Below are 13894 nucleotides of genomic sequence, written 5' to 3'. Positions count from 1 at the left end.
TCATCATGATTAGAAGAACTGTATTAATTATATTTCTGGTTATTTGCGCACAAATCGTTAAATCTCAGAATCCAATATTGAATAAAAGCGATCCAGGTTTCTTGTATGCAGCTGATCCTGCAGCAGAAGTATTTAACGGGAAGGTATATGTGTATTGTTCACACGATCAGGATACGGCTGTAAATTTCAGCACGATGCAAGACTATCTGGTGTTGGAATCGGCAGATATGGTCAACTGGAAAAACCATGGTGTGGTTTTAAAACCTCGTGAATATGCCTGGGCACAAGGACAGATGAATGCACCGGATGTGGCCTATAAAGATGGCTGGTATTATTTTTATTTTCCATACGATAAAACACACATTGGTGTAGCAAAGTGTAGAACACCTGTAGGTCCTTGGGAAGAAGCAGTATGTGATAAAATCACCACCATTTTTGATCCAACCGTAATAGTGGATGAAGATGGACAAGCCTATATTTATGGCAATGACCATAAAGTAAATATAGGCGATAAAGGAGCACATATAATGGGAGCAAAACTCAAAGATAATATGGTTGAGCTGGATGGACCATGGGTTCGTTTAAGTAAAGAAACAGTTAGTGAAGCTGTGCACGTATTTAAACGCAATGGCATTTATTATTTTCATGCCAGGGTTGGTAAAGTAACCAAATATTGGATGGCAGATGAACCTTTACCTCAATATGCGACTTTAAAGGGGGTATTGGCGCCGGATGCTCCCCAGGCCCCTAATCATGCATCTGTTATTGAATGTAATGGCAAGTGGTATTTCTTCTATCATAGAGGAGATGTAAACCAAGGTTCTTTTCATAAACGATCAGCCTGTTTTGAAGAAATGTATTTTAATGAAGATGCTACCATCCAAACCATAAAGTATATATTAAATAGGTAATATTTGTACTGAAATAGATCTACGTAATAACAAAATCAACATTCACACTTTAAAAATAAATTAGTGAATGTTGTTTTTTTTCGTGAGTTTAGTCGAAGTTGTGGATATTATATTATGTAAGCGCGGATTGTTCGAGTCTCTGTTTAACCCGGATTAGGCATTAGAACTTCGTCGTGAACATTGAAAATGTAATAAAACAAGGCTTTACTGAAACGAGGCATTACTTGTCCCGATTACTTTCGGGAGCATCGTTATGGTGAGTTGAAGTGAAGCAGCGGAGTGTCTTGTTTTGAAATTATTTCAATGTGTAATAGATTTTCTAATGCATATTGCGGGTTTAAATCAGCATTGTTTCTATAATAAAAAATACATATGAAAACTATCAAATTAAGTCTGCTAGCGGTCATCTTTTCTTGCCTGGCCTGCACAACAACCCCAGATGTAAAATGGGTAAGTACAACAGATCAAGACCGTTGGGTAACAAATGAAATTTCTTCCCCATCGAAAGAAGGATTGCAACATGTAGTTGTAAATATAGATACGGAAAAGCAGCAACAAGAAATAGAAGGTTTTGGCGGTTGTTTTAACGAAATGGGTTGGGAAGCGTTGAATATGGTTACGCCTAGCGAAAAACAACAGCTATTAAACGACTTGTTTAACACGGAAACAGGGTGTAAATTTAACTTGTGTCGTATGCCTATCGGTGCTAATGATTATGCAGTGAATTGGTATAGTCATAACGAAACACCTGAAGATTTTGCAATGGAGAACTTTTCCATCGAACGCGATAAGCAACGTCTGATACCATACATCCATGAGGCTCAGAAACTGAATTCGCAGGTCAGAGTTTGGGCTTCTCCATGGTGTCCGCCATCCTGGATGAAACATAACAAGCACTATGCTTGTAAAGCGAATCCTAATGTAAACGATTTGGATCCTAAATTAAGTTCAACAGAAGAATTAGTTTCCAGGTTTATTACCGAGCCGGAGTATTTTAGAGCATATGCACTTTACTTCTCTAAATTTATAAAAGCCTACGCAAAGGAAGGAATTCCAATTGAGGCAGTACATGTTCAGAACGAACCTAATTCGGCCCAAAACTTCCCTTCTTGTGTATGGAAACCCAAAGACCTGGGGATTTTTATAGCGGACTATTTAGCCCCACAATTCAATGAGGATAACATTGAATCTGATATCTGGTTAGGTACAATTGAGCGTCCGCATATAGAAAGAGTAGACAGTGTACTTCTCTATAAAAATGCACTGGATATCGTAAAAGGAGTTGGTTTTCAGTGGGCTGGGAAAGGAGCTATTGAAAAAGTTCATGCCAAATATCCTCAAATGAGTTTAATGCAAACGGAAACCGAATGTGGAGATGGTTCTAACGATTGGAAAGCAGCAGAGTACACCTTCAACCTGATGAAACATTACTTCGAAAATGGTACCAATGCTTATATGTATTGGAATATGATCTTGGATGAAACGGGAAAAAGCCAGTGGGGTTGGAAACAAAATTCGATGATTTCTATTGATAGCCAAACAAAATCAATCACTTATAATCCTGAGTTTTATTTGATGAAACACCTAAGCGCTTTTGTGATGCCCGGTGATGTGAAAATAGATACTGACGGTAACGACCAAAACACACTGGCATTTTATAGCTCACAAACAAACGAAGTTAAAGTGTTGGCATACAATCCTAACAAAGAAAAGAGCTTGTTGCAACTTAATGTTAACGATAAAGTTGTGAAGGCTGAAGTAGATGCTAAATCATTTAACACTTTTGTGGTCGGATTGTAATTTGTTGTAAGAAATGGAAAGACGAGAGTTTTTAAAATATATGGGTGCGTCCTCAGTAGTACTTGGATTAACTTCTAATTTATGGGCAGGAGGGAGTAAAAGGTGCAAAGAGGAGGTTTGTCGTGAGGCATGGACAAAATTATGTGATTATAGAATCAAAGAGGCAGCATATGCATATGTACATCCACAAAAACGATTGCCGAATGTTTTTTTATATGGCGATTCCATTTCAATTGGTTACACGTTAAAGGTACGTGAACAGTTACAAGGAAAAGCCAATGTATTTCGAACTTACCGCAATGGAGGTGCCACTCAAAATTTTATTCCTGGAATGGAAAAGATGAAAAAAGCCATGTTTCAGCCTTACCTTAAAAATGGTTGGGATTTTAAATGGGATGTGATTCATTTTAATGTTGGCTTGCACGACTTAAAATATATGTCGAAAGGCAAATTGGATAAAGAGAATGGTAAACAGGTATCATCCATCGAAGGCTACAAGGAAAAACTCGATGAAATTTGTACATATCTAATGAAAGAATTTCCTACAGCAACACTGATATTTGCTACAACAACTCCGGTTCCCCAAGGCGCAGCAGGTAGGTTGGCAGGCGACAGTGTAAAGTACAATAAAGCCGCGTTAGATGTATTGGCCAAATACCCTTCTATTATGATCAACGATTTATATGCCTTTACCAAACCCAATTTTAATGAATGGTGCATTGAACCAGGCAATGTGCATTATAATGAAACGGGGAAAAAGGCTCAAGGAAAGGAAGTAGCACGAATCATCGCAGAAAATTTATACAACTAAAATATCTTCTTCCCTCAGTTTGCATGGGCTGGGGGAAGTACCATGCCAATGCCTTTACCATAGGATACGGCCGTCGCTGTAAGATGTGGGATATTAATTAGCTGTATATACTATTCCAATAGTTGATACATCTTTAATAAATTTAATTAGAATGAAAAAGATACTATCCATATTAGCAATTGCATTAATCGCTTTGGCGGTGAAGGCTCAGGAGAAGTCACCAGCCTTTATTCCTCAACCGGAATCAGTGGTGACGAAGGAGGGCAGTTTTTTGCTATCCTCAAATACCACGGTGTATGTGCCAACAAAGTTTAAAAGTGATTTTCAGCCCTATATTGGTGAAAAGTTATTGAATGACACTGGAATAAAGTTTCAGGTTAAGTCAGGAACGCGAACACCTGCATCCAATTATATTCTATTTGATTTAACCAAAGACAAATCAATTGCCAAGGAAGGATATCAATTAGATGTTTCTTCTCATTCAATCATTATAAAGGCAAATACTTATGCCGGTTTGTTTTATGGTTTTCAAACTTTAAGGCAAACTATCCCGGTTAACACTGAAAGTTTTGAGCTTCCATGTTTGGTAGTTAAAGACCATCCTCGTTTCGAATGGCGGGGAATGATGTTGGATGTATCGCGCCATTTTCAATCCAAAGAATGGGTGAAGAAACAGATTGACATTTTTGCTGCCTACAAAATGAATAAAATGCACTGGCATTTAACCGATGACCAGGGGTGGAGAATAGAAATTGATAAGTACCCGAACTTAACTAAAAAAGGAGCCTGGCGTGCTGATAGAAGTGGTATTGCCTGGTGGAGTAGAGAATTAGCCTCACCTGAAGAGCCCAAAACAATAGGTGGTTTTTACACCAAAGAAGATATTAAAGAAGTCATTGAGTATGCACGTGTTCGAAATGTTGAAATCATTCCTGAGATTGATGTGCCCGGACATAGTAAGGCGCTGATTGCCTCCTACCCACATTTATGTTGCGTGGATTCCGCGAATTTTGAAGTGGCTACCGGAGGAAAAGCACCTGACAACGCCTTATGTGCAGGTAAAGAGACTACTTACGAATTTTTGGACAATGTACTTACGGAAGTCGCGGAATTATTTCCATCGGAATATCTTCATATTGGTGGGGATGAGTGTAACAAGACGAACTGGAAAAAATGCCCGCTTTGTCAGCAGGTAATGAAGGACAATGATTTGAAAGACGAAGAAGAACTGCAAAGTCATTTTATCCAGCGCGTAAATAAGCTGGTAACTTCCAAAGGGAAAACCATGATTGGCTGGGACGAGATCTTGAGTGGCAAAGGAGCCCAGGGAGCCACCATTATGGCCTGGAGAAGAAATAAATACACGCCACATATTGATGCGCCTAAGGGAGGTTATCCAACCATTCAGGCATCATACAATCATTCCTATATTGCCCAGGTTCAAGGGCCAACCGATATGGAACCCGAAGGGCCTAAAGTAGTGTTGCCTCTATGGAAGGTATACAGTTATGAGCCTATACCGGAAGAGTTGACTGCCGCAGAAGCGAAATTGGTAAAAGGTACCGAGGCTTGTCTATGGGGCGAGTTTACGCCCACCGAATCGCACAGTGAGTACATGTTATACCCGCGCTCATTTGCCAATGCTGAAGTGGCCTGGAGTCAGCCAGAGTTAAAAGATTGGGCGAGGTTCCAGGGTGCTCTAGAGGCACATTTTCCACGTCTCGATCGCGATAAAATCAATTATTCGACAAGCATGTACACAGTGTATGCTCCTTTTGCAATCAATCAACTTAAAAATGAGGCCATAGTTTATCTCGAAACCGAGATGGTGGGTTACGATATTTATTACACGTTGAATGGAGATGAACCTACAACGGATGCCAGCAAATATGAAGGTGTGTTCAAAACAAAGCCAAGAACATTACTTAAAGCCGGACTGTTTGATAAGAAAGGCAACCTGTTAGGAAAAGTAACAGAAGTTAGGTTGAAGTAGAAAAGAACGCAGGGAAGTACCAGGTGAGAACATTTATAATTTACTTGAAAAGTTCACAAGCGTACATTTAATAGAGATGCAAATCAACCCCTGAGGGGGTTAAGATGAATAGCACGGGGTTTTATTCCCGGTAAGAATAAGAAAACCAAACTGACGCATCATAGTCTTATTTAACAGGCAACGTGATTTTACATCGGAAAATAGATAAATTAAAGAAGAGAACTAGTGATATGCTTAGTAAAATAAATAAAAGTCTTCAGGGAATACTTCTAATACTACTGATAGCAAGTTTGGCAAGTTGTAGCCAGGAGCCGGAAAACAAGTTGCCAAACATTGTTTACATCATTTGCGATGACTTAGGTTATGGCGATGTGCAATGCTTAAATCCTGAAAAAGGAAAAATTAAGACGCCACAAATTGATGCGTTATCAGCTGAGTCGATGACATTTACAGATGCGCATTCTGGTTCATCTGTATGTACGCCAACTCGCTATGGTGTGCTTACAGGACGTTACGCCTGGCGCTCGAGATTGCAAGATGGTGTACTTGGCGGAGGTCAGGAGTTTGAGCCCTTAATTGCAGATGACCAGTTAACTGTACCGGCATTACTAAAAAAAGCAGGTTACCAAACCGCTGCCATGGGAAAATGGCATTTGGGTTTCGCGGTGAATGATGCAGAGGGTAATCCGGTCGATGTATATCAGGGTAAAAGGAGACCGGGTCCGGCGCCTGTTGGTTCAATAGTTCCTAATGGGCCAATTACCCGCGGATTCGATACTTATCTTGGATTTCATCACTCGGCATCCATGGAAACAGTGATTAAAGATGGTAAAGTCATTAAAAACATGCCAACCATTAAAATGTTGCAATTCCTGGGTAAAAACGCCAGTCAATATATAGCCGAAAAAGCAAAAGAAGACAATCCATTTTTTTTATACCTGGCACTGAATTCACCTCATACACCTATTGTTCCATCAGAAGCATGGCAGGGTAAAAGTGGAATGAGTCCTTATTGCGACTTTGTAATGGAAACGGATGACGTGGTAGGACAAGTTATTGATGCCCTAAAAGAAAATGGTGTTGACGAGAATACCCTTGTATTCTTTACCAGCGATAACGGATGCTCCTATCCTGCAGCAAGGGGAGGTAAACTGGAGAAAGAATTTGGTCACTATCCAAGTGCCCAATACCGAGGTTCTAAATCGGATATCTGGGAAGGTGGGCACCGAGTTCCTTTTATCGCAAAGTGGACCGGTAAAATTGAAGCAGGATCTAAAAATGACCATTTGATCTGTCTAACCAGTTTGTTGGGCACTTGTGCTGAAATAACAGGAATACAAATTCCGGAAGACGCAGGAGAAGACTCCTACAGTATACTTTCAATGCTGAAGGATAAGGAGGTAGCAAGTCCTTATGAGGCAGTAATCCATCATTCCATTCAAGGAAAGTTCTCCATACGCAAAGGAAAATGGAAACTGGAATTGTGCCCTGGTTCTGGCGGTTGGTCGGGACCTAACGATAAACAAGCCAGAAAGCAGGGGTTACCTGAGATACAGCTCTACAACCTGGAAAATGATGAGGCAGAACAAAACAATGTATTCCAGGATTATCCTGAAGTTGTAGAGGAATTAAAAGCGGAACTTGTTAGCCTGGTAGAAAATGGACGAACCACCAAAGGAGCCGTGAAACAAAATGATGTTGAAGTAGATATCTATAAGTCAGATAAATAATATCCTAAGATTATGGTAGCGGTAAGAATGAGCAAATTTATAAGTGTGGGCTTTTTATGGGTGATGGTGTTGAGTTGTTCACCAAAACCGGATAAAGAAGCTGTTGATTATATCGACCCGATTATCGGGGCCATTACTTACGGAAAAAAAACAAAGGATGCACACGGTTTCGGTAAGACCTTCCCGGGGGCAGCTACACCATTTGGATTGGTTCAGCTAAGTCCGGATACATATACAGGTGGAGATAATGGAAGTGGTTATTCGTACGAACACCCAACCATGGAAGGTTTTAGCTTTACTCACATGAGCGGTGTGGGCTGGTTTGGCGATCTGGGTAACTTTTTGGTTACACCAACGGTGGGAGAACTGATTACCAACCGGGGAAATCCCGCCGAGCCAGAAGGAGGATATCGTTCCAGATATACTCACGATACGGAAGTAACGGAAGCAGGATATTACGCTGTAACCATGGATGATTATAAGGTTAGAGCCGAACTCACCGCGGCTCCACGTGCCGGAATCATCCGTTTTACCTATCCCGAAAGCGACAGTTCGCGAATTCAAATAGATTTGTCGCGCAGGGTTGGCGGTACATCCACAGAACAATATGTTAAGGTTGAGAACGAAAATACAATTTCCGGTTGGATGAAATGTCCACCTGAAGGAGGCGGTTGGGGTGCCGGAGCCGGTAAAGCTGATTATGTCGTATATTTCTGGTGCCAGTTTAGCAAACCTCTTGAAGATTATGGCATCTGGAGCGCAGATATTCCTGACGAAGGAAGGAAAATGCGACATATTCGCAAAGAAGCCTATCAAAATGCGGTTAAAAATGCTCCCCGTTTTGAAAACGCAAAAGAAATGCAGGGAAAACACCTTGGCTTTTACTCCAACTTTAAAACCACCGAAGGGGAACAGGTTCTTGTAAGAAGTGGAATATCCTTTGTGAGTGTTGAAGGTGCCAAAGAAAACCTGGAACACGACATCAACCACTGGAATTTTGATAAGGTACGTCAGCAAGCAAGGAATTTATGGAGCGATGCGCTTAAAAATGTGAAAGTTTCAGGCGGCAGTGAAGATGAAAAAACCATTTTCTACACGGCGCTTTACCATACCATGATCGATCCTCGGACTTTCTCCGATGTAAACGGAAAATATATAGGTGCAGATAAACAGGTACATCAAACCAATGATTTTACCTATCGTACCATTTTTAGCGGTTGGGACGTGTTCCGATCTCAGTTTCCGCTTCAAACCGTCATCAACCCTTCCATGGTGAATGATGAAATCAACTCCTTATTGCAAATGGCCGAACTGAGCGGCAGAGCGTATCTGCCCCGCTGGGAAATGCTCAATTCCTATTCAGGTTGTATGTTGGGTAACCCTGCGGTTTCTGTTATTGTGGATGCGTACGAAAAAGGAATCAGAAATTATGATATCGACAAGGCTTTTGAATATTGTAAAAATTCCGTAGATACATTTACAAATGAACCTCTTGGATTTATTCCTAAAAAAGTATCTATGACTATGGAATACGCGTATTCTGACTGGTGTATGGGTAAGTTTGCCGAATCGTTGAATAAACCAGAAATTGCTGAAGAATATTATAATCGATCTGAAGATTATAAGAATTTATGGAGCGACGAGGTAAAATGGTTCAGAGCAAGAACTGCTGATGGAGGGTGGACCGAATGGAAAGGGAAAACTACTCACGGACAAGGATGTATCGAGAGTAATCCTTATCAGCAGGGATGGTTTGTTCCTCATGATATTGAAGGTTTAAAAACTCTTATGGGTGGGGAAGCGGCTTACAGGGATTCGTTGATTTCTTTCTTTGAAAAGACACCGGGCGATTTCTTGTGGAATAACTATTATAATCATCCCAATGAACCTGTGCATCATGTGCCTTTTATGCTGAATACAGCTGGAGTGCCATATCTTACACAGAAATGGACACGCAGAATATGCAGTGCTGCCTATGGAACAGATGCTTATGGACTTTGTGGAAATGAAGATGTAGGTCAGATGTCTGCCTGGTATGTGTTAGCAGCCATGGGTATTCACCCTATTTGTCCGGGAGATAATATTTATCAGATAACCAGTCCTGTATTTAATAAGATTGAAGTACAGTTGGATGAAAAATATTATTCAGGTGAAACTTTTACTATTGAAGCGAAAAATAATTCACCAGAAAATATCTATATCCAATCGATGAAATTAAACGGTGAGCTGTTAAATCGTTTCTGGATAACACATGAAGAAATTGTTTCGGGTGGAGTATTGGAAATGGAGATGGGACCAGAACCAAAAATGTAAAAAATAGAGATGTCACTCTGTACGGGAGAATGGTGTAAGGAACGGGGAGAAGGGTATCAACATGTGAATCAAAGAATAATACAAGCTCCAACAGAGCGTAGTCTCATAGCCAAGTCTGATAGGAGTGTATATAAATAATGTCAATTTAGCATTTATTGGTGTGGTGAAAAAAATATTAATTGGCTATGAAAAACCGGCATTTTATTTTTACACATAGGCTATGGCTCTATTATTCATAGGAATTATTAGATTAAATGATAAAACAACTATAACATTATAAAGAAATGAAGAATTTAATTTTAATTGCGGTATTCTTGGTATTGGGATTTACTGCACAAGCACAGCAGTATTCATTTCCAATGGATGAATATACGCCAACAGAGGGGAATCTGGAAGCCCGTAAAGAATTTCAGGACATGCGATTTGGCATGTTTATCCACTGGGGTATCTACAGCATCCTTGGCGATGGCGAGTGGGTAATGTTGAACCAGAAAATACCTTACGACAAATACAGTCGTTTGGCCTCGTTCTTTAACCCTATTGATTTTGATGCCAAGGAGTGGGTAGAGATTGCCAAGTCGGCCGGAATGAAGTACATCACTATTACATCCCGCCACCACGATAGTTTTAGTATGTTCGATACCGAAGCTTCGGATTACAACATTGTGGATGCAACGCCTTATGGTAAGGATCCGTTAAAAGAGTTGGCCGAAGAATGTAAAAAAGAAGGCATTAAACTAAACTTTTACTACTCGCTTTTGGATTGGGCTCGTGACGATTATGGTTTCGGGAAGAAGATTGTTGATGGCAAACCTGTTGATACGGATTGGGACAGTTACATCGAGTTTATGAAGAAGCAGTTGACGGAGTTGCTGACCAATTATGGCGAGGTAGGCTGTATCTGGTTCGATGGCCACTGGGAACGTAAAACCGTGGATTGGAGATATAACGAAATCTATCAACATATTCATCAGTTAAGTCCAAATACCTTAATTGCCAACAACCATCACTTGACACCGATCCCGGGAGAAGATATTCAAACATTTGAAAGGGACCTTCCTGGTGAGAACAAAGGTGGCTACAGTGCAGGAGTAAAGGTGAGTGAACTTCCTTTAGAATCTTGCGCCACTATGGCTAAATTCTGGGGTTTTGGGTTAAACGACAAGAACTTTAAATCCACGAAACAAATCATCCACTTCTTAGTAAAAGCAGCCGGTAAAAACGGAAACCTGTTGTTGAATGTTGGACCTATGCCAAACGGCGAAATTCAGCCCGAATTTGTGGAGACCTTAAAAGAAATTGGTGAGTGGACCTCAAAATATGGTGAAACCATTTACGGAACACGAGGCAAAGTAACAGGAGCTCAGGAATGGGGAACCATCACGGCTAAAGATAAGGATCTGTACGTCCATATTCTAAATCCAACATATAACGACTATATCTTTATTAAAAATATGGATCTAAAAGTGTTATCTGCACAAACTTTCGATGGGCAAAAAATCAAGTTCAAGCAAATTAAGGAAGGTGTATTCCTTTATCCGGGAGAGATTGATGAAGATGCTCTTGATACAATTATCAAGCTTAAAGTAAAATAAAGAGCAAAGGGCAGCGTGCACAAAACAACCGCATTTACAGAATATTTCACCTTAAATCGCATCAAGCACTGAAAAATGAAATGGACACGCCTATTTGTTTCAGTAGATTCAGTGTTTTAAGTGGTTAATAAGGAAAAATGAAGTGTTTGTTTATTTAATGCTTTTACCCTTGCTGGGGGCATAGAGTAAAAAACTGTGGTATTATTTATATACTAAGCAATATACGCTCTGAATTACTCAAATAGAAAGATACCAAAATTGATAGAAATGCTGAAGTTTAAACTTTTACTCTGTGTATTAACCTTTATGATCTTGCATAACAGCTTTGCACAGGATACAATATCTTTAAAAAAAGGATTGGTTGTGGGAGCCGTTGATATAAGTTCGCGCTCAGTAGTAAATACCGATCCCGTTTTTTATCAATTGATTACCAATAACGATTTTAAGCCACAGTTAAACGATTCTGTTGGTGTTAACCGTCATGGAGATACTGAACGTTGGGACACAATTTCTGCAAACGCAGAAGGATTGTTTAAAACACCTAAACTGAGGGGAGGTTATTTATTCCAGACCTATAACTCTCCTGAAGAATGTATCCGTATTCTTGAGATTTCAGGCCACAGAGAGGTATTTGTAAACGGGAGTCCCCGCGGTGGCGATATATACAATAAGCACCTGACTTTTCATCCGGTTCAACTGAAAAAAGGCAAAAATACTTTCCTGGTAAAAGGCTCCAGGGGTCAGGTCAAAATTCAATTATTACCGGTCGAAAAAAACATCTCCTTTATGCAAAGGGACTTAACTACGCCGGATTTTATCACTACGGAAGACAATGAGAAAGTGGGGGCTGTTCGAATTTTAAATGCCTCTTCCCAGACCCAAAAAAGTTTAAAGATTGTTGCCGAGAGTAATGGAATTAAAACAGAGACGAATGTGTCAACAATCGTTCCATTGACCATGCGAAAAGTAGCTTACTGGGTTAAGGATGCTTATACCCGGAAAGATACAGTGGATGTAAATCTGAAGCTGTACGACGGAAATGAGCTGCTGGATGAAACAACAGTTCGCTATAAAGTTAGAGCCAAGGATCAGTTTTATGTGCGAACGTTTATTTCGGATATGGATGGCAGTGTGCAGTATTTTGCTGTTCGCGAAAGTAATGTTGATACATTGACAAATCCGGCCATGTTCCTATCCTTGCACGGTGCTGCGGTGGAGGCACGCGGTCAATCGGCAGCATACCAGCCAAAAGAATGGGGACATATAATTTGTCCAACCAACCGCAGAGATTACGGATTCGATTGGGAAGACTGGGGACGTTGGGATGCCATGGAAGTGCAAAAGATTGCGGAAAACATGTATGGCACGGATCCCGAAAAAACATATTTAACCGGACATTCAATGGGTGGTCATGGAACCTGGCAAATTGGAGCTACCTTTCCTGGAAAATGGGCTGCCCTTTCACCAATGTCGGGCTGGTATTCATTTTTTTCGTATTCAAATAAGGAAAAACTGGAAGAGCCAGATCCTTTACAGAAAATGTTTGAAAGAGCAAGCCATTCAAGCCATACGCTGGAATTGTCCAGAAACTATCTGCATCATGGGATTTACATTCAGCATGGGGATTCAGACCACGTAGTCCCGGTGGGTCAGGCTCGCTTTATGAGGGAGCACCTAAGTGCCTTTCATCCTGATTTTGCCTACTACGAACATCCCGGAAGAAAACATTGGTTTGGGATAGATTTTCCTATGATATTCGATTATTTTAAGTGGCACAGTATCCCTGAAAATGAAAAGGTAAAAACATTTGAATTCAGAACGGCAAGCCCCGGGGTTTCTGCAAGTAGCCGTTTTATCACGCTGTACCAACAGGATAAACCCTTTGAGTTTTGTGGGGTAAAAGTGTCTCAAAGAATCCCGACCGAAAAAGAAATCAAACAGGGCATTGTTCTTAAGACTCGTTGGATTGATATTGAAACAGAAAATCTATCCAAGTTCAAGCTCGATATTACACATTGTGCCCCATCGGATACAGTTGAAATTAGAATTGACCAAACAAGCTTTGAGCATGCTGTAGCTGATGTGGGCGAGGTTGTTTGGTTTGAAAAAGAGAATGATAACTGGAGAATACGCCAGGCACCAACGAACACCTTTGAAAAGAACCCGGTTCGTTACGGGAATTTTAAGGATGGCTTCCGTAATAATATGATATTTGTGTATTCAACCAAAGGTACAGAGGCTGAAAACAAGTGGTCGTTTAATAAAGCCCGTTTCGATGCTGAAACTTTTTATTACCGTGGTAATGGTTCTATTGATATTATTTCCGATAAAGAATTTAAAGCATCCAAATATAAAGACCGTTCGGTAATTCTTTATGGAAATGCGTCTACCAATGCTGCATGGAAAACGCTATTAAAAGACTGCCCGGTACAAGTAAAAAACGGAGAGGTGATAGTGGGCGATAAGTTATTGAAAGGAAATAGCTTGAGTGCTTATTTTATTTATCCGCGAATGGATAGTGAAAAAGCCTCGGTAGTAGCAATTTCCGGTACGGGAATGGAAGGGTTTAAGGCAGCATCGCCAAATAGGTACTTTGTTTCAGGAGTGGGCATTCCCGACCTGATGGTTTTTACTCCATCACTTTATAACAAAGGAATTAAAGGTGTGAAAGCTGCCGGTTATTTTGGAAATGATTGGAGTGTTGAAAAAGGGGATATTGTTTGGAAATAATGGAATTGAAA

The 13894-nt window shown here is 40.4% G+C and carries 8 protein-coding genes; all 8 read left to right on the top strand.

Features of this window, described 5'->3' with window-relative positions; all coding sequences use genetic code 11:
• The first annotated feature begins 5 nt into the window (after positions 1-5).
• Positions 6-911 (top strand): family 43 glycosylhydrolase, encoded by a 906-nt coding sequence (locus tag ACRD64_RS11385; protein ID WP_430933479.1) that lies wholly within the window; start codon positions 6-8, stop codon positions 909-911.
• Positions 912-1283: 372 nt separating this feature from the next.
• Positions 1284-2711, top strand: a complete 1428-nt coding sequence (locus ACRD64_RS11380; RefSeq protein WP_430933478.1) for a glycoside hydrolase family 30 protein — start codon at positions 1284-1286, stop codon at positions 2709-2711.
• A gap of 13 nt (positions 2712-2724) precedes the next feature.
• On the top strand, positions 2725-3522 hold the full coding sequence (locus ACRD64_RS11375; protein ID WP_430933477.1) for an SGNH/GDSL hydrolase family protein: 798 nt from the start codon (positions 2725-2727) through the stop codon (positions 3520-3522).
• A gap of 151 nt (positions 3523-3673) precedes the next feature.
• On the top strand, positions 3674-5515 hold the full coding sequence (locus ACRD64_RS11370; protein ID WP_430933476.1) for a beta-N-acetylhexosaminidase: 1842 nt from the start codon (positions 3674-3676) through the stop codon (positions 5513-5515).
• Between the two features lie 230 nt (positions 5516-5745).
• The gene (locus ACRD64_RS11365; RefSeq protein ID WP_430933475.1) at positions 5746-7245 is read left to right on the top strand and encodes a sulfatase-like hydrolase/transferase; all 1500 of its coding nucleotides are present in this window, start codon (positions 5746-5748) and stop codon (positions 7243-7245) included.
• 12 nt (positions 7246-7257) lie between these two features.
• Entirely contained in the window at positions 7258-9558 is a 2301-nt protein-coding gene (locus ACRD64_RS11360; protein WP_430933474.1) for a GH92 family glycosyl hydrolase, read from the top strand.
• A gap of 284 nt (positions 9559-9842) precedes the next feature.
• Positions 9843-11153: an alpha-L-fucosidase gene (locus ACRD64_RS11355; RefSeq protein WP_430933473.1), complete on the top strand. Its 1311-nt coding sequence runs from the start codon at positions 9843-9845 to the stop codon at positions 11151-11153.
• A 267-nt stretch (positions 11154-11420) separates the two neighbouring features.
• Positions 11421-13883: an alpha/beta hydrolase-fold protein gene (locus ACRD64_RS11350; protein WP_430933472.1), complete on the top strand. Its 2463-nt coding sequence runs from the start codon at positions 11421-11423 to the stop codon at positions 13881-13883.
• The last annotated feature ends 11 nt before the right edge of the window (positions 13884-13894 follow it).

The organism is Saccharicrinis sp. 156, from assembly GCF_050589685.1.
Taxonomy (GTDB): domain Bacteria; phylum Bacteroidota; class Bacteroidia; order Bacteroidales; family Marinilabiliaceae; genus Saccharicrinis.
This window is presented reverse-complemented; position numbering and strand designations above follow the sequence as displayed.

Excerpts from the sequence above, each read along its gene's own strand:
- ACRD64_RS11360 (WP_430933474.1), top strand. The coding sequence starts at position 7,258 with ATGGTAGCGGTAAGAATGAGCAAATTTATAAGTGTGGGCTTTTTATGG.
- ACRD64_RS11385 (WP_430933479.1), top strand. The coding sequence starts at position 6 with ATGATTAGAAGAACTGTATTAATTATATTTCTGGTTATTTGCGCACAA.
- ACRD64_RS11375 (WP_430933477.1), top strand. The coding sequence starts at position 2,725 with ATGGAAAGACGAGAGTTTTTAAAATATATGGGTGCGTCCTCAGTAGTA.
- ACRD64_RS11365 (WP_430933475.1), top strand. The coding sequence starts at position 5,746 with ATGCTTAGTAAAATAAATAAAAGTCTTCAGGGAATACTTCTAATACTA.
- ACRD64_RS11370 (WP_430933476.1), top strand. The coding sequence starts at position 3,674 with ATGAAAAAGATACTATCCATATTAGCAATTGCATTAATCGCTTTGGCG.
- ACRD64_RS11350 (WP_430933472.1), top strand. The coding sequence starts at position 11,421 with ATGCTGAAGTTTAAACTTTTACTCTGTGTATTAACCTTTATGATCTTG.
- ACRD64_RS11355 (WP_430933473.1), top strand. The coding sequence starts at position 9,843 with ATGAAGAATTTAATTTTAATTGCGGTATTCTTGGTATTGGGATTTACT.
- ACRD64_RS11380 (WP_430933478.1), top strand. The coding sequence starts at position 1,284 with ATGAAAACTATCAAATTAAGTCTGCTAGCGGTCATCTTTTCTTGCCTG.